Genomic DNA, 20,107 nt, shown 5'->3' with positions numbered 1-20,107 from the left:
CCAAGACATGCTCCGGCTCGTTTCGATAGGCACTGGCTATGCTGGCTGGATGCAGTTCCAGCAGCTCCAGTACTTCGTGGCGGTCGCCGAGACCCGGCACTTCACCCGGGCCGCCGACCTGGTGCATGTCGCGCAGCCCTCGCTGTCTCAGCAGATCAAGGCGCTGGAGCGGGAGTTGGGCGCGGATCTGTTCCTGCGGGCACGCGGCAACATCACGCTGACGGACGCCGGAGAGGCCCTGCTCCCGCTGGCCCGGCGCATCCTGGCCGACGCGGACACCGCACGGCACGAGGTGCAGGAACTGATGCAGCTGCGCCGGGGCCGGATCCGGCTGGGCGCGACCCCGAGCCTGTGCACGGGCCTGCTCCCGGACGTGCTGCGCGCCTTCCACGACCGCTATCCCGGCATCCAGCTGCTGATCGAGGAGGGCGGCTCGCACGACCTCGTACGAGAGCTGGCACGCGGCGCCCTCGACCTCGCCCTCGTCGTGCTGCCCCTGCCGACCCCGTCCCCGGCGCTGACCACGGTGGAGCTGCTGCGCGAGGACCTGGTGGTCGTCTCCTCACCCGAGGCGCCTCGCCCCGGCGGCGGCCGACGCACCGTGCGCATCGCCGACCTGGAGGGCGAACGCCTGGTGATGTTCCGGCACGGCTACGACCTGCGCGAACTGACCGTCGCCGCCTGCCGCGCCGAAGGCTTCGAGCCGGACTTCGCGGTGGAGGGCGGGGAGATGGACGCGGTGCTGGGGTTCGTCCGGGCAGGGCTCGGCGTGGCCGTCGTACCGCGCATGGTGGCGGCACGCTCGGGCCGGGGGCTACGGGTCACCCCGCTGGCCCGACCGGGGTTGCACCGGACCATCGCACTGGCCCACCGCAGCGATGTGGCCCCGCCGCGGGCGGCGCGGGAACTGCAGCGTATGTTGCTCGAACGCTGAGACGGAGGAACCGTTGAACCCCGCTGCACGGCAGGACACCTGTTTCCGGCCGGGCGACGTCCTGCGCGTCAGCTGCCCGGACGCCCCGGCCAGGGTGGCCGGGATCGGCCGCGACCACATCTGCCTCGAGTGGCCCTGGTGGCAGGTGGACCCGGCCTGCGACTGGATCCGCTGGAACGGCCAGGTGGCCCTGCCGCTGCGGAACGAGCCCGGCGACCGTGAGACGTCGCTCTTCCGTACGGATCCGCCGACGGACCGCCTCACGGCCGGGGACACCTGCCGGGTCGGGATCCCCTCGACCGTCGTCCACGTCGCCCGGGTCGACCGCTTCGACCCGCCGCTGGAGACCGGGCGGCTGCCCCGGCCGCATCTGTCGCTGACGCTGTTGCGCGCCGGTGAGGCCCATCACCCCGAGCTGGAGGAACAGGGGGAGGAGTTCGTCCCCGAGGACGACATCCCCTTCGTCCTCGAACTCCTGCTGCGCCCCTACGCGTTCCTCGAACCCGGCGACGAGGTCTCCGACGCGGCCGGGCGGGCCTGGCGCTTCGACGGGCCGTGGGCCTGGGAGCCCTTCGACGGGGCCGAGCCGCACACCCCGGTGTGGCCGCTGACCCTGCTGACCCGGGAGGGCAGTCCTCTCGACCCGGACGCGCCGGATCCGGTCGCGCGGGCCACCGCGACCGGATCCCATGCGTCGGAGGCGACGCGGTGGCAGGCGCTGACGGGGGTGTCCCCGCACAGCGCCGGCCACGGCGAGGGGCCGTGACGCCTCAGCCCGCCGCGTCCACCAACGCCAGTTCGTGCAGCCGCTCCGGTGGGCCCGGCCTGGCGTAGTACCACCCCTGGGCCGTGTCGCAGCCCAGGAGGCGGAGTTGCTCGGCCTGGGCGCCGGTTTCCACGCCCTCCACCGTCACCGCGAGGCTCAGGCTGTGGGCCAGGGAGACGATGCCCTCGACGATCTTCAGGTCGACGGGGTCGGCCGGGAACTGCTGCATGCTCTGGGTGAAGGAGCGGTCCAGCTTGAGGACGCTCACCGGCAGCCGACGCAGGTTGGCGAGGTTGGAATAGCCGGTGCCGAAATCGTCCAGGGCGATGTCGACGCCCATCTCGGCCAGTCGGCGCAGGGGCTTGAGCAGGTCGTCGTCGGCGCCGATGAGGGCCGACTCGGTGACTTCCAGGCAGAGGGCATCCGGTGCCACGCCCGCGCGCTCCAGGATGTCGACGGTGTCCTGGACCAGTCCGGGGTGGGTGAGCTGACACGGCGAGAGGTTGACGTTGATGCGGAGCGGGCCCGCGTCGTCATGGCGTTCTCGCCACTCGCGCGCCTGACGCACCGACTGCTCCAGGACCCAGCGGCCGAGCGGAACGATCAGGCCCGTGTGCTCGGCGAGCGGGATGAACCGGTCCGGGCCGAGGACACCGTGCTGCGGGTGCAGCCAGCGCACCAGAGCCTCGGCGCCGCGCACGCTGCCGTCACCGAGGTGGACCAGCGGCTGGTACTCGATGAAGAACTCGCCCCGGTCCAGGGCCGTCGGCAGCGCCGTGGTCAGCCCGTGCCGGGTGATGGCGCGGGCGTCGGCCTCCGGGTCGGCCAGCTCGAAGCGGTTGCCGCCCGCCGACTTGGCCCGGTACATGGTGATGTCGGCACTGCGCAGCACCTCCGCCGGGCTGCGCTCCCCGGCCGGCCCCTCGACGATGCCGATGCTGCCGCGCACGCTCAGCTCCCGGCCGTCGACGCTGATCGGGGTGACCAGCGCGTTCATGATCCGGGCGGCCAGTTCGTCGACCTCGCGCTCGGTGTCGGCGCCGGTGGTCAGCGCCACGAACTCGTCGCCGCCGAGCCGCGCGACCATCTCGCCCGGCGCGGTGGCACAGGACTGCAGGCGGTCGGCGACCTCGACGAGCAGCCGGTCGCCGGCCGCGTGACCGAGGCTGTCGTTGACGGTCTTGAAGCCGTCCAGGTCGAGGTAGCACAGGCCGAACCGCTGGCCTTCCCCGGCGCCCAGTGCCTTCTCCAGGCGCTCGAAGAAGAAGGTGCGGTTGGGCAGTCCGGTCAGCGCGTCGTGCGTGGCCTCGTAGCGCAGCCGCAGGTTGAGCAGCCGCCGCTCGGTGGTGTCCTCCATCAGGGCCAGCTGGTACTGGGGTTCACCGTCGGCGTCGCGCAGCAGGGAGACCGTGAGGTTGGTCCACAGGACCGTTCCGTCAGGCCGGTAGAAGGCCTTTTCGACGTGGTAGTGCTCGCGCTCGCCGCGGACGAGTTCGTCGTAGAGCTTCCAGGTCTGCGGCGCGTCCTCGGGGTGGGTCCACTCCATGACGTTGCGGCTGCGCAACGCCTGTTCGGAGACGCCGAACATGCGCAGCAGGGCGCCGTTGACCTGGAGGATGTTGCCCTGGAGGTCGGCGATGCCGATTCCTATGGCCGCGCCCTCGAACACCGCGCGGAAGCGGGCCTCGGTGGCGTGCAGCGCCTGTGCGACCACGCCCTGCGCCTTGAGGGCGGCCGCGGAGATCGCCTCCTGCTCGGCCAGCGTCCGCTCGCGCAGCGCCTGGGCGAACCCGGCGGCCATGGCGTGCTGGAGCCGCGACGAGCGGGCCCGCTGGTCCTCTTGGTCGCCCTCGGTGCCGCAGTAGAGCACCAGGTAGGCGTCCACGCAGTCCAGTGAGCGGCTGAGCGCCTCGGGATCGGTGCAGTGCGCGGTGACCAGCGCGGCACCGACCGCCTTGCCCGCGTTCGCGTCGAAGGTCCTGGCCCGGAGCGCCTCGCTCAACCGCCGGGCCAGCGGCAGCAGTTGCTCCTCGAACTCCGGCCGGGTCGACGACGTCGAGGTCACCGGGAAGACCGCCCGGCTCCAGATCGTCGCGAACCGGCGCACTCTGTCCTCCGGCCCGTCCGGCCCCGCGCTCACGCCGTACGCCCCACGCCGGCGAACCCGGAGAAGGCATACGGATCCTCGTCCTCCGGTGCTGTGTCCGGCCGCCAGAGCGGCATCGGCACCAGTCCCGGTTCCACCATGTCGTACCCCTCGAAGAACCGCGCGATGGCCTCGCGCGAGCGCATGATCAGCGGGTTGCGAATGTCCTTGTACACGTCGACCGTGCCCTTGGCCCGCTCCTCGGACAGCGGAATTCCCTCGTACGAGGCATGCGTGAGAACCAGCAGGCTGCCGGGCGCGAGCGCGTCGCGCAGCTGGGCCACCGCCTCGTACGGGTCGTCCTCGTCCTCCACGAAATGCAGTATGGCAACGAGCAGCAGCGCCACTGGCCGGTTCAGGTCGATGAGGCTCTCGACCTCGGAACTGCCCAGGATCTCCTGCGGCTTGCGCAGGTCCGCGGCGACGATGTCCGCGCCGTCGTTGCCCTCCAGGACCGCCTGGCTGTGCGCGACGGCGACCGGGTCGTGGTCGACGTACACCACGCGTGCGGCGGGGTCGGCCGCCTGGGCCACCTCATGGACGTTGCCGAACGTCGGGATGCCGGAGCCGATGTCCAGGAACTGGGTGATGCCCTCGTCGACCGCGAAGCGCACCGCGCGGCGCATGAAGGCCCGGTTGGCCTGCATGATCTTGGGGAGGCCCGGCATGAAGTCCATGGCCTTGCGGGCCGCTTCCCGGTCGACCTCGAAGTTGTGCGAACCGCCCAGGTAGTAGTCGTAGATTCGCGAGACACTGGGCACCGAGATGTCGATGCTCCGTGGGGCCCAGGCGGGACGCTCCATCTATCTCTCCAAGGCGTAGGCGATCCGGTGTTCGAGCTGAGGCTACTGATCGCCCGCCAAAGGAGCGAGCGGAAACGGAAATTGACCATCCGTTCCCGGTCACTGCCAGCGGCACGTGCCGAATTGATGCCCCGCGCAGCCTTCTGCCAAAAGCATCCGAAGCATTCCACAGAGCTGCGAACCATGGCGAAAGAGGCTGAAGAATCATGGTGAATGACGGCAAACCGGCCCGCCCCCTGGGCGTGGAGCTTCAGGGGGCGGACCGGTGGTCGGGCGCGGGGCGATCTACCTGGGGAGGTGTGATCTTCTACGACGCGCCGACCGGCTTGCCGTCCGGGCGAATGGCGAACCAAGTGCCGCCGACGCCCTGACCGTTGGTGTCGCCGGGCTTCTTGTCACCGGCGAAGGTGTAGATCGGCACACAGTCGATGGTCTGCTGCTTCAGCCCGTCGGGCCGGTCGAAGACCACGTAACCCTGCCCCCGGGGGCCTGACCCCTTCAGATCGATGCCCTCGGTGTTCTCGGCGTCGACCGGCTCGATGACCGGCCACTTCTCCAGGCACTCGCCGGTGCACGCCGTCTTCATCGGCCAGGGCGAGTCCTTCATGAAGCGGTAGACCGTGTGGCCGTTCTTGTCGATGACGATCTCGCCGAGCTTGGGGTCCTTGCGGGTGGACAGACCGGGCAGGTCGGCCGCCTCGGCACCGCCCCCACCCTGCGCCTTCTTGCCGTTGGGGGCCAGCGCGTACCAAGTGCCGCCCACGCCCTGGCCGTTGACGTCACCGGCGTTGCGGTCCTTCACATAGCGGTACACCGGCCAGCCGTCGACCGTCAGCTGCTTGCTGCCGTCGGAGCGGGTGACCGAGCCCAGCAGCGCCTTGTCGATACCGGCACCGGCCGTGGCGTCATCGGCGGGGACCGGCGGCCACTTCGTCGCGCAGTCGCCGTCGCAGTTGGACTTGGCCGGGTCCGCGGTGTCCTTGTCGAAGCGGTAGAGAGTCAGACCGGCGCTGTCGGTCAGCACCTCGCCGAGTTCCTGGTTGGTGGCAACGGACAGCTCACCGGCGGAAGCGGCCTGCGTGGCGGCGCTCTCCTGGCCCGCCGCACCGGCGTCGTAACCGGATCCGTTCCCGAGGCCGGTACCGGCGCTTCCGTAATCACCGGCCGCGGCCGTGGCACCCACGTTCTGGCTGCTCGCCGGCGGCGCGGTTTCCGAGCCGCATGCCGTCGTCAGCGCCGCCACCGCCACGGCGCTCACCACGAGCGAGGCGCTCCGCCACGAGGTCTTCATCTTCAACTCCCCAATAATCACAAGGGTGTTGCAGCGCCCTGCTGCGCCGCCGCACGACAAGGGGTACGCACGAAAGCCATGGTCGTGTTCAACCGACGCACAAATTTCTTTCGGAAAGCTGTGACACCACCCGTCTCGCGTCGCACACGCGTACGCCTCGGCGGCCATGCCCGCGCCCGCCGGGCAAACCTTTCGCGGGCCCACCGTCGCCCGTTCGGGGCAATCCACCCGTACTCCGGCCCGTGAAGGCGCGCTCCGGCCTCAAGATCTTCGTCGTGTATGGACTCGAACCGACCCAATCCACCCTGACGTCAAGGGTGTTGACGGTGGTGACGCTGACCTGGCTCCTGATGGCGGCACCGGCCGGGGTGGCGGTGGCCGACGTCTGCGCGTACGCCGACACCGGCCCGGACGGCGCGAGCGCGGTGGCGGTCGTCGGAACCCTCACCTGGCCGACTCCCCCGCAGTGCCCGATGCCGGCGCCGACCCCCACGCCCACACCTACGCCGACCCCTACGCCCACTCCGACGCCGACGCCGGACCCCGCGCCATCTCCGAAGCCCACACCCACCCCGAAACCGGAGCCTCCGCCTCCCCCACCACCTCCGCTGCCCCCGGCTCCCCAGCCGGCGCCCCCTCGCGCGCGGCCGGCCCCCGCGCCGACGCCCACGCCCACCCCGACACCCACGCCGACGCCCACGCCGTCGGTCAAGCCCACCCCGAGTCCGTCCATGGCCCCGGTGCACTACCCGCCCTACCGCGCCATGCCGCACCGGCGGCCGGCGCACGACGCCCCGTCACCCCTCACCTTCGTCCTGCTCATCGCGGCGCCCGCGATCGTCGCCGTCGCCGCACTGCGTCCGCGCTGACCCTGGAGGCTTCTGTTGCCGGAATGGCTTGTTCTCACCCTCGCGATGCTGGCCGCCTGCGCCGTGGTCGTCATCATCACCCTGCTACGGCACCGCACGGCCCCCGAGGACGAGGATCCCTCCGAGACCCCGGACGTCATCGAGTACATGACGATGTGGATCGGCGTGGTGTACGCCATCGTCCTGGGCCTGGCCATCGCCGGCGTGTGGGAGGGCCGCAGCGCCGCCGAGGACCATGTGCAGGCGGAGGCCGTGGCGCTGCACGAGATCTCGGAACGCGTCCGGGTCTACCCGCCCGATATCCGTGACCGTATTCGAGACGATGTCAACGCCTATGTCGGACACGTCGTCACCACCGAGTGGAAGACGATGAGCGAGGACGGCCGGGTCACCGAACGCGGCACCGAGCTCCTGCAGCGCGTCCGCGAGGACGTCACCGACTACGAGCCGAGGTCGGACTTCGAGGCGCAGGCCTACCAGCCCCTCGTCGATCAGGTGACCGCCGCCGACCAGGCGCGCAACTCCCGCGCGAGCTCGACCGGCGAGACCATGCCGGGCGTGGTGTGGTTCGGGCTGATCGCCGGCGGCATCGTCACCATCGGGATGGTGTTCGCCCTGCAGATCCGGCGCACACCCCGCGAGCTGATCCTCGCCGGGCTGTTCTCCGCGCTGATCGCCTTCCTGCTCTTCCTCATCTGGGACTTCGACGCTCCCTACAGTCGCGGGGTCACGGCGTCGGCCGAGCCGTTCCTCGACCTGTTCCCGCACATCAAGGGCTGACAGGGCCTCACCTGACGGACCGCCGGGGGATGCGGGCGAGAGGCGGCGTCGGCACTCGATGCGAAGCAGCCACGCCGCTCCCGTCCCCCGATCGCGGGAACGCCGTCCCCTGAGCGGCCCACACCCTTGCCCCATTCGTACGACAGCGATCGCGCAGGTGTGCGCACCTTTCTAGCGTTCCGATCATCGAGGTGCATTTCCGGCGCAAGCGGAACAGGTCCGCGGCTGCTCCTCGGGGACCCGGAGGAAACACCATGCGCGCGATACGCATCGCTTCGGCCGCGCTGCTGGGCGTCAGCGCCCTCGCCGTGACCGCCCCCGCCGCCCAGGCGCGCGGCGACGCCTCGGGTTTCTGGGTCAACGTGCTGCCCACCAGCGTCGCACCCGGTGAGCAGGTCAGGCTGCGCGCGACCGGCTGCGACCAGAGCGTGGCCGTCTCGTCGGGGGTCTTCGACACGGTCACCATCCCCAGGGGGCGGACGACGACCAGGGCCACGGTCGACTGGGACGCCAGACCCGGTGCCGTGTACGAGGTGTCCTTCTACTGCGGCACCTTCTGGCAGAGCGTCGACCTCACCATCGCCGGCGGCCGACCCGCACCGGTGCGCCCGGACCCGCACCTTCGACCTCACCCCCACCCTCACCCTCACCCTCACCCTCACCCTCAGCATGGCGTGCACGCCGGTGAGGGCGGCAGTCTGGCCGGGCTGGACCTGAAGGACATCGGCCTGGGAGCCGCGCTCATCGCGGGCTCGCTCGGGACGGCGTACCACTTCTCCCGGCGCCCCAGCGGCGAGGACGACACCTGACACGGTCAGTCACCCGCCCGCGCACGCCTTCGCCCCGGTTCCCTCTGGAGAGGGCCGGGGCGAAGGTCTGTGAACGTGCGGCATGTCTCCTACGGGCAGCAGCTCAGACCCGCTTCTCGGACCGTCGGCGCATCCAGAACACCCCGCCACCGACGACGGCCAAGGCGATGAGCCCACCTCCGATGGCCATGTCGGTCGGCGTCGCGCCCGTGGAGCTGCTGCCGCCGAGGCCGCCCTGGACGCCGCCGATGACGGTGAAGGCGTTCGGCTTGGTCAGTGTCATGCCGCCGCAGTTGACCGTGATGCTGTGCGCACCCGGCCTGGCGTGGTGATGGACGGTCGCCGTTCCCCTCGCCGTGCTGCCGCCGGGGACCGGGGTCAACGTCGTGGGCCGAAACGCGTCCGAGGTCGCGGTGCCGCCCTGCGGGCAGCCGTCGACGGTGATGGTCAGCTGCCCGCCGCGGGCGATGACGCTGGGCATGGCGACGATGTTGCTCAGGCCGGGCATGCCGTCCCGCGCGACGGCCGCCGGGGCGGCGAGTCCGAGGGCGGCGACCGCGGTGGCAGCGGCCGCCAGGGCACGAGTTCTACGCATGTGATCCTCCGCGGGAGACGCCCCGGGAACCGTCCCCGGTCGATCGGCGAGAAAGCGCCTCCCAGAAAGACCCTCAGATGCCGTGACCGAGGCCGCATTTCGGCGATGGTCCGTCCTGGTGAGAGGACACGCCGACCAGTGATCCCACAATCGGAATTGCCGCAGGTCACACACCGTCAGAATTTTCCGGCCGGTGGCAACTCGGATGGCGCACCGCAAGAGTTCGGGCCACCCGTTCGCATCCGCCCCGTCGCCGGTTGCGCGCACCGGACTTAGCGTTTTCGTATGCGCGAATGACGTGGCGACGGCCGCGTCGAGAGGGGAAGGCGAATGTACGAGTCCGAGCTGGCCGAAGAGGAGGAGCGGCGAAAGAAGCGCGCTCCTTGGGGCGTGATAGCGCTTGTTCTGCTGACCGGTCTCGCACTCGTTCGCAATGGCTCGGGAGAGTTCGACGTGGGGCCTCCGCAGCCCGCGTCGGCGGCCGCCCCCGACAACAGCCAGGTGCGCGGCAGCGTCTTCGCCGATGCCGTGCAGCCGCTGCCGTACGCCTTGCCGGAGCGGGTCCGGATCCCCTCGATCCAGGTCGACGCGCCGATGATCCTGGTCGGCCTGGACGCGGACGGCTGGGTCGGCGCGCCGCCGCCGGAGGACCCGAACCTGGCGGGCTGGTTCACCGGGTCCGTGTCTCCCGGCGAGAAGGGCACGGCGGTGGTCGTCGGTCATGTCGACAACAGTCAGGGCCCCGCCGTGTTCTACAGTCTCGGGGCCCTCAGCCCGGGGAATCGCGTCGAGATCTCCCGGCAGGACGGAAAGACGGCCGTGTTCCAGATCTACGGCGTGGAGGTGTTCGAGAAGAACAACTTCCCCGGCGACCGGGTCTACGCCTCGAAGGGAACCGCCGAATTGCGGGTCATCACCTGCGGCGGCGGTTTCTCCAAGCAGAACGGATATGACGGGAACGTCGTCGCTTTCGCCAGCCTGGTCGAGGTCCGCTGAGCTTTCCTCGGCCGGGCGGGCGAACGCCGTCAGCGGTATTTCCGTTCGGGGACGGTGATGAAATAGCCGGAGTCCAGCAGCTGCGGCAGATAGGCGCGCAGTGCGCGGACACTCTGGGATCGGTCGCCCCCGGCGTCGTGCGAGAGCACCACGACACCGGGGGCCGCGCCGTTCTCCACCCGGTCGACGATCGCGCGGGTGCCGGGGGTGGTCCAGTCGAGGGTGTCGACGGTCCAGGCCAGCGGTTCCATGCCCAGGTCGGCGCCGAGTTGGAAGGTGGCGCGGTTCCAGGCCCCGTAGGGCGCTCGGAACCAGGCGGGGCGTTCGCCGTACGTCTCCTCGACGACGTCGCAGGTGCGTTCCATCTCGGCGCGGATCCGGCCGCGGCTGAGGCGGGTGAGGAGTGGGTGGGACCAGGTGTGGTTGCCGACGACATGGCCCTCGTCGGCCATCCGGGCCACGAGTTCCTTGTTGTCGGCGACCATCTCGCCGCACACGAAGAACATCGCGCGGACGTCGTACTCGTGCAGGATGTCCAGGATGTGCGGGGTGTAGCGGGGGTCGGGTCCGTCGTCGAAGGTCAGCACCATGGTGCGGCCCCGTCCGGACACACGCAGGAACGGCGCTCGCCGTACGAGCGCGCGTCGGGGCGCCGCGCGGGGCGGACCGTAACCCGTCAGGGGCTCGAGGCGGTAGGCGGAGGGCTTGAGCGCGCGGCGCGCCTGCGGGCCCGCGGCCGGGGCGGCGGGCCGGATCGGCTCCTCGCCCGCGACCGTCGCGAACAGTCCGGCGGTGCCGGCGGCTCCGACGGCGGCGGCGCCGGCGAGCAGCGCGCGGCGTCGCGTGAGCAGACGGGTGAGCGACTGATCCTTCGTCATGAATGATCAGTCGCCCGGCGAGGGAGCGACGCACCACGTCGGCACCGGGACGGCGGCAGGAAAACGCCCGGCCGGACCAGCTCCGGTTGCGCAGACCGCAGGCCCGGCCTATGACGCCTGGTCAGCGGCGGCGCACCAGGGGGAACGGCAGGGTCTCACGGATCGTCAGGCCGGTGAGGAACATGACCAGTCGGTCGACGCCGATGCCGAGGCCGCCGGTGGGCGGCATGGCGTACTCGAGGGCGTCGAGGAACTCCTCGTCGAGTTCCATCGCCTCGGGGTCCCCGCCGGCGGCGAGCAGGGACTGGGCGGTGAGGCGGCGGCGCTGTTCGACGGGGTCGGTGAGTTCGGAGTAGGCGGTGCCGAGTTCGGTGCCGAAGGCGACGAGGTCCCAGCGCTCGGCGAGCCTCGGATCCTTGCGGTGCTGGCGGGTGAGCGGGGAGACGTCGGTCGGGAAGTCCTTGTAGAAGGTGGGCAGGTGGGTCTTCTCCTCGACGAGCCGTTCGTACATCTCCAGGACGATGTCGCCGTGGCCGTCGTCGGCCGTGTACGGCACGCCCGCGCGGTCGCAAGTCCGGTGCAGCCTCAGCAGCTCGGTGTCGGGGTTGATCTCCTCCCCGAGTGCCTCGGAGATCGCGCCGTACACGGTCCTGACCGGCCACTGCCCGGAGATGTCGTACTCCTCGCCGTCCCTGCGGGCGATCGGTGAGCCGAAGGCGGCGGTCGCGGCGCCCTGGATCAGCTCGCGGACGAGGTCGAGCATCACGTCGTAGTCGGCGTACGCCTGGTAGGCCTCCAGCATGGTGAACTCGGGGTTGTGCTCGTGGTCGACGCCCTCGTTGCGGAAGGTGCGGCCCATCTCGAAGACCTTCTCCAGGCCGCCCACGCACAGCCGTTTCAGGTACAGCTCGGGGGCGATGCGCAGATAGAGGTCGAGGTCGTAGGCGTTGATGTGGGTGATGAAGGGGCGGGCGTTGGCGCCGCCGTGGATCTGCTGGAGCACCGGCGTCTCGACCTCGAGGTAGCCGCGCTGCAGCAGGCCCTGGCGCAGGGCCTGTACGGCGGTGGAGCGGGCTCGGACCACGTCGCGGGCGGCGGGGCTGGAGACCAGGTCGAGATAGCGCAGGCGCACCTTGGCCTCGGGGTCGGCGAGGCCTCGGCGCTTGTCGGGGAGCGGCCGCAGGCACTTGCCGATGAGCTGCCATGAGATGACGAAGACGGTCGGCTCGCCCTTGTCGCTGACGCCGGCCAGGCCGGTGGCGGTGATGAGGTCGCCGATGTCGGTGTCGGTGGTGAATCGGTCGAGGGCGGCGCCGGTGTCCTTGCGGGTGAGGGCGAGTTGGTGGTCGCCGGACCAGTCGCGCAGGACGGCGAAGACGAGGCCGCCGAAGTCGCGTACGAGCATGATCCGGCCGGCCACGGTGACCTGCTCGCCCGCTCGGACGTCGGCGAGGGCGTGGGTGCGCACCGGAATACCCACCGGGTAGGGGTCGATGCCGTCGGCGCGCAACCGGTCGAGGGTGTGGTGCCGGATGCGGACCTGCTCCGGCAGGCCCGCATCCGGCCCGGCCGCCCCGGCCTCGTCCCCTCCGTCGAGGCCGAGCGCCGCCAGCGAGGGCAGTCCTTCGGTGGTCGCCGGACGCGGTCCGTTACGCGGGTGCCCTTTTCTGCGGAGTTTGTGCAGCGACGGTACGGAGACGAATCCCTCGGCGATGCCGGACGCCATGCCGATGCGGGCGAGGGAGGCGGCCTCGCCGTAGCAGATGAAGCGGGGGAACCACTGCGGTCGGTACTTGGCGTTGGAGCGGTAGAGGGCCTCCAGTTGCCACCACTTGGAGAAGAACAGCAGCAGGCGTCGCCACAGCCGCAGTACGGGTCCGGCGCCGATGCGGGCGCCCTCCTCGAAGACGGAGCGGAACACGGCGAAGTTCAGGGAGATCCTGCGGATGCCCGTCTTCGGCGCCATGGCGCACAGTTCGGCGACCATGAACTCCATGACGCCGTTGGGGGCGCGGCGGTCACGGCGCATCAGGTCCAGGGAGATGCCCTCCTTGCCCCAGGGCACGAAGGAGAGCAGGGCGAGCAACTCGCCGTCCTCGCCCAGTGCTTCTACGAGGAGGCAGTCGCCGTCGGCCGGGTCGCCGAGGCGGTCGAGGGCCATGGAGAAGCCGCGTTCGGTCTCGGTGTCGCGCCAGTGGTCGGCCTTGTCGATCACCTCCTCCATCTCCGTCTCGGTGAGGGCGGAGTGGCGGCGGATGCGGCAGTGGGCGCCGGTGCGGCGCACGCGGTGGACGGCCTGCCGGGTCACCCGCATGTCGCGGCCGTCGAGGTCGAAGTCCGGCACGTTCAGGATCGCCTCGTCGCCGAGTTGGAGGGCGCCGAGCCCGGCGCGCGCGTAGGCCCGGGCCCCGTCCTCGGAGGCGCCCATCGCGGCGGGCACCCAGGCGTACCGGCGGGCCGCGTCCAGCCAGGCGGCGATGGCGTGCGGCCATGCTTCCCGGTCGCCGACCGGGTCTCCGCCGGCGAGGCACACGCCGGCCTCGACGCGGTAGGTGACGGCGGCCTTGCCGCTGGGTGAGAAGACGACGGCCTTGTCGCGCCGGGTGGCGAAGTAGCCGAGGGAGTCCTGGTCGCCGTACGCCTTGAGCAGGGCGCGGATGCGGGCCTCCTCGTCGTCGTGCAGGGCGGCCTCCATGCGCTGCGAGCGGAACAGCGTCGCGGCGGCGTTGAGGAGGGCGAGGGCGCCGAAGAGGCCGAGCAGGAAGTACAGGGGGCGGGGCGGCCGTCCGTCGTAGGAGGCGCCGGAGACGAGGCCGCCGCAGACCCGGTCGGCGGCCCACGCGAGCCGCTGGCCGCGCGGCAGCGTGCCGGGGAACAGCTCGACGAGCCCCCAGCCGACCAGGATCCCGATGACGAGCCCGGCGACCAGGACGCCGAGGGCCCGTCGCACGGCGGCGCGGCGGGAGGCGGCGTAGAACTCTGCCCGGGCGAGGATCAGCAGGGCCAGGGCGAGGCCGCACACGATCAAGGACGGGACGGAGTCGGCGTAGTCGCCGAGGACCGTGCCGAGGATGTCGGACAGGACGAGCAGGCCCAGATAGACGACGACCAGCCACCAGGCGATCTTCTTGCGGGCGGCCGTCGCGGCGGCGAGCAGGAAGAGGAAGACCGCGTACGCGAGGTTGGAGCTGACGGGGACGATGATCTGGTCGAGGGCGTCCACGACCGGGCGGAGCGCGATGCGCAGCGGCGGTATGAGGGCCAGCACGACGCACAGCAGTCCGAGGGCGCCGAAGAAGGTCGCGAAACCCTCCGGCACCCTGCTCAGGAGGCCGTTCCCGGGCGACCGTATCCGGCCCGTGGTGTCCTTGTCCGGGACGGCCTCCACGGTGGCACTCATGTTCCGACTGTAGGAAGCCCCCGGCGTCCTCGCCCGTCGAGCACCCTGCCCGGCGGGCGGACCTGCGGTTTCCGATAGCCTCCGTGCCGTGACGGAACAGCACTCGCACCAGTTCGAGCGCGGCACGGACGGGCCCAAGGTCATCGTGGTCGGGGTGGACGGCTCCGACTCCTCGCTGCGCGCGGCGTCCTACGCCGGTGGCCTCGCCCGACGGCAGCACGCGCTGCTCGCCGTCGTGTACGTGCAGCCGGTGATGACGGCGGGCGCGGCCCTCGGGGCGCCGGTCGCGGAGACGACCGACGAGATCGCCGAGGACCTGATCGCCCAGATCCGGGAGGCGACCGAGCGGGTCAAGGGGATATTCGACGTCCGCTGGGAGTTCCACACCTTCCGCGGCGACCCCTACAACGGCCTTGTGAGGGCGGCGGACGACCTGAAGGCCGACGCCGTGGTGGTGGGCGCCTCTGAGCAGGCCGGGCACCGGATCGTCGGTTCCGTCGCGGTGCGGTTGGTCAAGGCGGGGCGGTGGCCGGTGACGGTGGTGCCGTAGGCCGGGCTGTACGAGGTGCCGTAGGCCCGGCCGTACGAGGTGCCGTAGGCCGGGCTGTACATGGCGCTCTTGCCACCCGAGGATGCTGCGGTGACTGCCTTCGACGTGGACGCCTTCCTCCAGCGGCCGCTGACCGCGCGGATCGCGACGAACGGGCCGACGGTGCGCCCGGTCTGGTTCCTGTGGGAGGACGGTGCCTTCTGGGTCCTGACCGGGCCGTGGGCACGGCTCCTCGGCCGGGTCCGGGACGACCCGGCGGTGGCTCTCGTGGTCGACGAGTGCGATCCGGCGACGGGTGTCGTGCGCCAGGTGATCGCGCGGGGCCCGGCCGAAGTCGTACCGTTCGACGTCCCTCGGGGCCGGCGCAAGCTCGCCCGGTACCTGGGGGCCGACGAGGGCCGCTGGGACCGGCGTTTCGTGCACTACCTGTACGACGACCCGGCCGAGCGCGGGACCGTGTGGCTGCGTCTGGCGCCCACGTCGCTCAGCGTGCAGGACCTGAGCTACGAGGTCGCACGCTGAACCGGCCGGCCGTCACAGGGCCCTGAGGAAGTCCAGCAGGGCCTCGTTGAAGGCCTCGGGCTTCTCCAGGTTCGGGAAGTGCCCGGTCTCCTCGATCGTCACCGAGCGGCCGTTCGGCACGGTTCGGACGAGCCGCTCGGCCATTTCGATGGCGTCGGCCGCGTCGAGCGCGCCGTGGACGGCGAGGACGGGTACGTCGATCTTCGGCACCCGGCTCCAGGGGTCGTCGAGGGGTACGTGCCAGTCCGTCTCGCCGACGGTGTGCTTGGCGACCGTGTGCGCCGCCATCTCCCGCATCCGCCGCACGTCGTCGGCGTCGACCTCGTCCACGGTGCGGTGCGGCCCGGCCACGTTCTTGGCGAAGGTCTCGATCCAGCCGACGACATCCCCGGCGCCCAGCATGCGGGCCGACTCGGCGACCCGCTCCAGCGTCCACGGATCGGAGCGGTCGAACTCGCTGGTCCCGCCGCCGCTCACGACCACCGCACGCACCAACTCGGGGTGGACCATAACGGTGTCGGTGACGACCGCCGCGCCCATGCACACACCGACCAGGACCGCGGGCCCGGCGTCGAGGTGGCGCAGCAGGTCGCCGAGGTCGTCGGCCCACCGGAACGGCTTGCTCGCGTTGGCGGTGAAGCCGTGCCCGCGTACGTCGGGTGCGATCACGCGGTAGCCGGCGGAGACCAGCGCCGGTATCTGGTCGTCGAAGACGCGGTGGTCGACGTATCCGGGGTGTACCAGGACCACGAGGTCGCCGGCACCGCTGTCGCGGTAGGCGACGTCGCCGTCCGCGGAGGCGAAGAAGCGCAGATCCGAAGCTGTCGTCGCTGTCGTCGGTGTCATCATGACAACCAAGGTGTCATCTTCTGGAGAGTTTGGCAACCCAGGTGTCATGATGGCCGGGTGAACGACTCCGGCAAGCCCCTCTCCCCCGACGACCTCGGCCACCGGATCAGCGAGGTCTTCGACCTGATCGGCGCGCTCTACCGGCGCGGCCTGCGCAAGCTCGAGCAGGGCGAGGAGGTCGAGGGGGTGTCCGTCGGCGTGCGCTCCGTCCTGGTACTGCTGCACAGGTACGGGCCCATGACGGTGCCTCAGATGGGCCGGGTCATGGCCTTGACCCGGCAGTTCGTGCAGCGCATGACCAACGACGCGATGGCCAGGGGCTGGGTCGAGGCCACGCCCAATCCCGCGCACCAGCGGTCCTCGCTGATCCGGATCACGGAGGAGGGCGCGGCCGTCATCACCGCGATCCTCGAGCGCGAGCACGCCCTGAACCGGCAGGTCGGCGGCGATCTCACCGACGACGAGCTCCGGGCGTGCGTGCACGTGCTGAAGCAGATGCTGAAGACCTTCGACCACGTGGACGTGGACTGACCGCCGCCGCCTACTCCCCCATGGTGAGCCCGTCCTTGGCCGCACCCCGGCTCAGCACGATGTCCCGGATCCGGTCCCGCACGCCGCGCAGTTCGGCGCCCTTGGCGAGCGCCCGGTTGAGGTTGATCACGCGGCCGGCGTCGATGTCGAACAGCTGCGGGATGAACTCGGCCTTCGACACCTCCCAGCGACCACCGGGCCTTTCGGGCGGGGCGAAGGTGAAGCGGCCGAGGGTGGACTGGTTGCCTCGCGGGTCCTGGACGCCCTGCCCGTTGTACATCGCGCCGGCGACCTGGTCGCCCATGCCGTAGATCACCCAGGTGCCGTTGACCTTTTCGTACGCCTGCGGGACATGGGCGTGGGTGCCGAGGATCAGGTCGATGGCGGGTCGGTCACCGGTGCGGGCGGCGGTGAGGTCGCGGGCGAGGTCCAACTGCGCGTCGTCGGGCGCGTCCTGCCACTCGGTGCCCCAGTGCAGCGACACGACGACCACGTCGGCGCCCGCCTTGCGGGCCGCGCGGGCGTCCGCCAGGATCTTCGTCTCGTCGATCATGTTGACCGCCCAGGGCTGCCCGGGCGGCAGCGGGAAGCCGTTGACACCGTACGTGTACGCGAGGTGCGCGACCTTGGCGGGGCCCGCGCGCAGCACCGTCACGGAGCGCGCCTCACCCTCGGTGCGCGCGCTTCCGGCGTGCCGTACGCGCGCCTCGTCGAGGGCGTTCAGGGTGCGCAGGATGCCGGCGGCGCCGTCGTCGAGGCTGTGGTCGGAGGCGGTGGAGCAGCCGTCGTAGCCGGTCGCGGCGACGCCCTTGGCCACCTCCGGCGGGGACTTGAAGGCCGGGTAGCCGCTGTACTGGCCGTCCGCACCGTAGATCGTCTCCATATGGCACAGCGCCAGATCGGCGCGGGACACGACGGGTTCGACACCGGCGAACATCGGGCGGAAGTCGTAGCCGGAGCCGCGTGCGTCGAAGCGCGCCCGGTCGATGACCGACGTGTGCGGGAGGATGTCGCCGGAGGCGACGAGCGTGAAGCCGCGGGGGCCCTTGGCGGAGGCGCCCGGCTGCCCCGGCGCCTTGTGGTCGTTGGCCTGGCAGGCGGCGCCCGCGGCGAGGGCGGCCGTCAGCGCGAGGGCCACGAGTCGACTGCGTGCAATCATCAGCTCACCCCGTGTGGTCGTATTACCCACCAATACGTATGAAATCGGGCGGACTCGCAAACAATCCGGCCGCTTCCATTAGCCCGTCCGGCACGCCTCGGCTAGGCGGAACGGACCGTTCGTCGTACCGTTCGCCGACGCGATCGACCGTCCGCCGCAGATCCGTGTGTGTGCTCTGTCCCACAACGGCCGCCTGCGATGCCATACGGCCATGACGGCCGGAACCACCCTCACCAATGGGACGACGACCGCCGAGCACGAGCTCGCCGCGCTGCAGCGCGAGCACGGCCGGCCCCTCTTCGCGCTTCTGCTCCGGCTCTGCGACGGTGACCGGCAGCGCGCCGAGGATCTCGTGCAGGAGACGCTGGTGCGCGCCTGGCAGCATCCCGAGGCCCTGCGCGCCGACGACTTCGACTCCGTACGGCCCTGGCTGCTGACCGTCGGGCGGCGCCTCGCGATCGACGCGCGGCGGGCCCGGCAGGCGCGGCCGCCGGAGGTCGGGGACGCGATTCTGGAGAACGCGCGAGTGATCTCCGACCACGCCGAGCGCGCCGCCGAGATGCTCGATGTGCGCGAGGCTGTGAAGACACTCACTCCCGAGCACCGTGAAGTTCTGGTGCTCGTGTACTTCCAAGGGGCGAGTGTTGCGGAGGCCGCGCAGGCCCTGGGTATTCCGCCCGGTACGGTGAAGTCCCGCGCTTACTATGCGCTGCGCGCCCTGCGCAGGGTGCTTCCGGGATACGCGGCCGACCTGCGGTGAAACCAATGGCTGAGTCAAACCTCCGTAAAGCGCCTTGCTGAACACCCCGGTTGAGTAATCGGCTGTCCTCATCCGTGTTCCGGATGGGGCCTGGCCCCAAGGGCCCGGGGTCGGGCGACGCACTCACCGGAGGAAGGCAGGAAGGGATGCTGCACAGAGGTCAAGAGAGCACGGACGGCACTGGCGGCGGCGAACTGGCCGTCCCCATGGCGTGGTTGTACGCCGAGTACATCGCCGACGAGCTGCTGCGGACCGGCGATCTCATGCCGCCGACGTCCTTCGAGTTCCGCGCCGGGCGCGATGCCCTGGCGCTGACCATCTTCCTGTCCGACACCGACGGCGAACTCTCCGGCATCCGGGTCGTCTCCCAGCTGGAGACCTGGCTGTCGCTGACTGCTTACGACCAGCCGTGGCAGGACTGGGTGCGCGAGCGCATGGCGGGCCTGGCAGCCGAGGCGGTCGAGTCCGGCGGGCCCGCGCCCGACCTCGAGCTGGCCGAGGCGGCCTGGCGCTGGCTGCAGGAGACCGAGCTGCTCGCGCCCGATCTGAACGCGGTGCCGGGCGGCGGTGCGCTGGTCGGGGAGGACGACGGGCCTAAGGTGTGGACTCCGGCGTGGCAGCTGGGGCTGCCGCTCGGGCACCTCGCCATCCATCTTTTTTAAGTTCTTTTCTCCCCGGACCAATCCTCGACGCCGGCCGCTCCGAATCCCTTGGTTGCGATTCGGTGTAGGCCTTGAGTGATTCGACTGCCTGGTGCGTACCAGTGGGCGCAAGGAGTAACACACCCCACACCCAACGGCACGAGGATTCGGCATGAGGTCCCTGGAGAGGCATCGCGACGTCGCCGCGTACGCGCTCGGCGTGCTGAACGAGGCGGAGGCGTTCCGCTTCGAGGACCACCTCATGGAGTGCGCGCGCTGCGCCGCACACGTGACCGAGTTCGGGCCCATCACCCGCCAGTTGCTGCTGTACCGGCGGGCCACGCCCCAGTTCGTGCACCCCATGGCCAAGCCGGGCCCGCAGATGCTGAACCGGCTGCTCGAGGCGGTGGCGGCCCGGCATCGCGCCCTGCGCCGACGCACGCTGTACGCCGTGGCGGCCTCGGTGGTGATCGCCCTCGCCGGGCCCGCGGTCGCGATCATGGGGGGCGGCGACGACAAGCCCGCACAGGTCGTCCAGGCGACCGACGCACGGTCGGGTGTGTGGGCGCAGGTGACGACCGAGAACGAGGCCTACGGCAGCCAGGTGGAACTGAAGGTGAAGGACGGCGCGGGTCCGCGCGCCTGCCATCTGGTCGCCATCGGCCGTGACGGCTCCGAGGAGACGGTGACCAGCTGGTCCGCCGCCCACCACGACGCCCGGGAGAACACCATGACGGGCGCCTCGGCGATGCACTCCGACGAGATCCTGCGCTACGAGGTGCGGACGGCCGGCGGCGAACACCTGGTGACGCTCCAGCCCCGGTGAAC

20 protein-coding genes are annotated in these 20,107 nt (G+C 70.9%); 12 read left to right on the top strand and 8 right to left on the bottom strand.

What is annotated here, in order from left to right; translation table 11 throughout:
- Positions 1-49 precede the first annotated feature (49 nt).
- Entirely contained in the window at positions 50-934 is an 885-nt protein-coding gene (locus EHO50_RS32595; protein ID WP_128434843.1) for a LysR family transcriptional regulator, read from the top strand.
- Positions 935-947: 13 nt separating this feature from the next.
- Positions 948-1,700, top strand: coding sequence for a hypothetical protein (locus EHO50_RS32590; RefSeq protein ID WP_181449735.1), 753 nt, complete (start codon positions 948-950; stop codon positions 1,698-1,700).
- A gap of 4 nt (positions 1,701-1,704) precedes the next feature.
- Here EHO50_RS32590 and EHO50_RS32585 read toward each other — a convergent pair whose 3' ends face one another.
- From EHO50_RS32585 to EHO50_RS32575, 3 genes are all read right to left on the bottom strand, one after another.
- Positions 1,705-3,840: a putative bifunctional diguanylate cyclase/phosphodiesterase gene (locus EHO50_RS32585; RefSeq protein WP_128434842.1), complete on the bottom strand. Its 2,136-nt coding sequence runs from the start codon at positions 3,838-3,840 to the stop codon at positions 1,705-1,707.
- The gene (locus EHO50_RS32580; protein ID WP_128434841.1) at positions 3,837-4,649 is read right to left on the bottom strand and encodes an SAM-dependent methyltransferase; all 813 of its coding nucleotides are present in this window, start codon (positions 4,647-4,649) and stop codon (positions 3,837-3,839) included. The genes EHO50_RS32585 and EHO50_RS32580 overlap by 4 nt, the downstream gene beginning before the upstream one ends.
- Before the next feature lie 307 nt (positions 4,650-4,956).
- Positions 4,957-5,940, bottom strand: a complete 984-nt coding sequence (locus tag EHO50_RS32575) for an SCO0930 family lipoprotein (RefSeq protein ID WP_128434840.1) — start codon at positions 5,938-5,940, stop codon at positions 4,957-4,959.
- Positions 5,941-6,266: 326 nt separating this feature from the next.
- On the opposite strand from EHO50_RS32575, the gene EHO50_RS44570 reads away from it, so the two are divergent.
- From EHO50_RS44570 to EHO50_RS32560, 3 genes are all read left to right on the top strand, one after another.
- The gene (locus EHO50_RS44570; RefSeq protein WP_164905009.1) at positions 6,267-6,809 is read left to right on the top strand and encodes a hypothetical protein; all 543 of its coding nucleotides are present in this window, start codon (positions 6,267-6,269) and stop codon (positions 6,807-6,809) included.
- A 15-nt stretch (positions 6,810-6,824) separates the two neighbouring features.
- Entirely contained in the window at positions 6,825-7,589 is a 765-nt protein-coding gene (locus EHO50_RS32565) for a bestrophin-like domain (RefSeq protein ID WP_128434839.1), read from the top strand.
- 254 nt (positions 7,590-7,843) lie between these two features.
- Positions 7,844-8,398 carry a hypothetical protein gene (locus tag EHO50_RS32560; RefSeq protein ID WP_128434838.1) on the top strand — a complete coding sequence of 185 codons (555 nt, stop codon included), beginning with the start codon at positions 7,844-7,846 and terminating at the stop codon, positions 8,396-8,398.
- 103 nt (positions 8,399-8,501) lie between these two features.
- On the opposite strand, the gene EHO50_RS32555 is transcribed toward EHO50_RS32560, so the two are convergent.
- Complete coding sequence (locus EHO50_RS32555; protein WP_128434837.1) at positions 8,502-8,993, bottom strand: hypothetical protein; 492 nt, start codon at positions 8,991-8,993, stop codon at positions 8,502-8,504.
- 330 nt (positions 8,994-9,323) lie between these two features.
- On the opposite strand from EHO50_RS32555, the gene EHO50_RS32550 reads away from it, so the two are divergent.
- Complete coding sequence (locus EHO50_RS32550) at positions 9,324-9,989, top strand: class F sortase (RefSeq protein ID WP_128434836.1); 666 nt, start codon at positions 9,324-9,326, stop codon at positions 9,987-9,989.
- A gap of 29 nt (positions 9,990-10,018) precedes the next feature.
- Here EHO50_RS32550 and EHO50_RS32545 read toward each other — a convergent pair whose 3' ends face one another.
- Positions 10,019-10,867 carry a polysaccharide deacetylase family protein gene (locus tag EHO50_RS32545; protein ID WP_128434835.1) on the bottom strand — a complete coding sequence of 283 codons (849 nt, stop codon included), beginning with the start codon at positions 10,865-10,867 and terminating at the stop codon, positions 10,019-10,021.
- Positions 10,868-10,988: 121 nt separating this feature from the next.
- Positions 10,989-14,267 carry a bifunctional lysylphosphatidylglycerol synthetase/lysine--tRNA ligase LysX gene (gene lysX, locus EHO50_RS32540; protein ID WP_128434834.1) on the bottom strand — a complete coding sequence of 1,093 codons (3,279 nt, stop codon included), beginning with the start codon at positions 14,265-14,267 and terminating at the stop codon, positions 10,989-10,991.
- An 88-nt stretch (positions 14,268-14,355) separates the two neighbouring features.
- On the opposite strand from lysX, the gene EHO50_RS32535 reads away from it, so the two are divergent.
- A complete protein-coding gene (locus tag EHO50_RS32535; RefSeq protein WP_128434833.1) occupies positions 14,356-14,817 on the top strand; it encodes a universal stress protein in 462 nt (153 codons plus the stop codon).
- A gap of 60 nt (positions 14,818-14,877) precedes the next feature.
- On the top strand, positions 14,878-15,339 hold the full coding sequence (locus tag EHO50_RS32530; RefSeq protein ID WP_128434832.1) for a pyridoxamine 5'-phosphate oxidase family protein: 462 nt from the start codon (positions 14,878-14,880) through the stop codon (positions 15,337-15,339).
- 12 nt (positions 15,340-15,351) lie between these two features.
- Here the strand turns inward: EHO50_RS32530 and EHO50_RS32525 are convergent, their stop codons facing one another.
- Positions 15,352-16,188: an alpha/beta fold hydrolase gene (locus EHO50_RS32525; protein ID WP_246101626.1), complete on the bottom strand. Its 837-nt coding sequence runs from the start codon at positions 16,186-16,188 to the stop codon at positions 15,352-15,354.
- A 57-nt stretch (positions 16,189-16,245) separates the two neighbouring features.
- Between EHO50_RS32525 and EHO50_RS32520 the strand changes: the two genes are divergently transcribed.
- A complete protein-coding gene (locus EHO50_RS32520) occupies positions 16,246-16,719 on the top strand; it encodes a MarR family winged helix-turn-helix transcriptional regulator (RefSeq protein WP_128434830.1) in 474 nt (157 codons plus the stop codon).
- Between the two features lie 10 nt (positions 16,720-16,729).
- Here EHO50_RS32520 and EHO50_RS32515 read toward each other — a convergent pair whose 3' ends face one another.
- On the bottom strand, positions 16,730-17,878 hold the full coding sequence (locus EHO50_RS32515) for a CapA family protein (RefSeq protein ID WP_128434829.1): 1,149 nt from the start codon (positions 17,876-17,878) through the stop codon (positions 16,730-16,732).
- 211 nt (positions 17,879-18,089) lie between these two features.
- On the opposite strand from EHO50_RS32515, the gene EHO50_RS32510 reads away from it, so the two are divergent.
- From EHO50_RS32510 to EHO50_RS32500, 3 genes are all read left to right on the top strand, one after another.
- Positions 18,090-18,638 (top strand): sigma-70 family RNA polymerase sigma factor, encoded by a 549-nt coding sequence (locus EHO50_RS32510; RefSeq protein ID WP_128434828.1) that lies wholly within the window; start codon positions 18,090-18,092, stop codon positions 18,636-18,638.
- A 146-nt stretch (positions 18,639-18,784) separates the two neighbouring features.
- On the top strand, positions 18,785-19,300 hold the full coding sequence (locus EHO50_RS32505) for a hypothetical protein (protein ID WP_128434827.1): 516 nt from the start codon (positions 18,785-18,787) through the stop codon (positions 19,298-19,300).
- A 151-nt stretch (positions 19,301-19,451) separates the two neighbouring features.
- Positions 19,452-20,105: a zf-HC2 domain-containing protein gene (locus EHO50_RS32500; RefSeq protein ID WP_128434826.1), complete on the top strand. Its 654-nt coding sequence runs from the start codon at positions 19,452-19,454 to the stop codon at positions 20,103-20,105.
- Positions 20,106-20,107 lie beyond the last annotated feature (2 nt).

This window comes from Streptomyces cyaneus (assembly GCF_004028635.1).
GTDB classification, from domain to species: domain Bacteria; phylum Actinomycetota; class Actinomycetes; order Streptomycetales; family Streptomycetaceae; genus Streptomyces; species Streptomyces cyaneus.
This window is presented reverse-complemented; position numbering and strand designations above follow the sequence as displayed.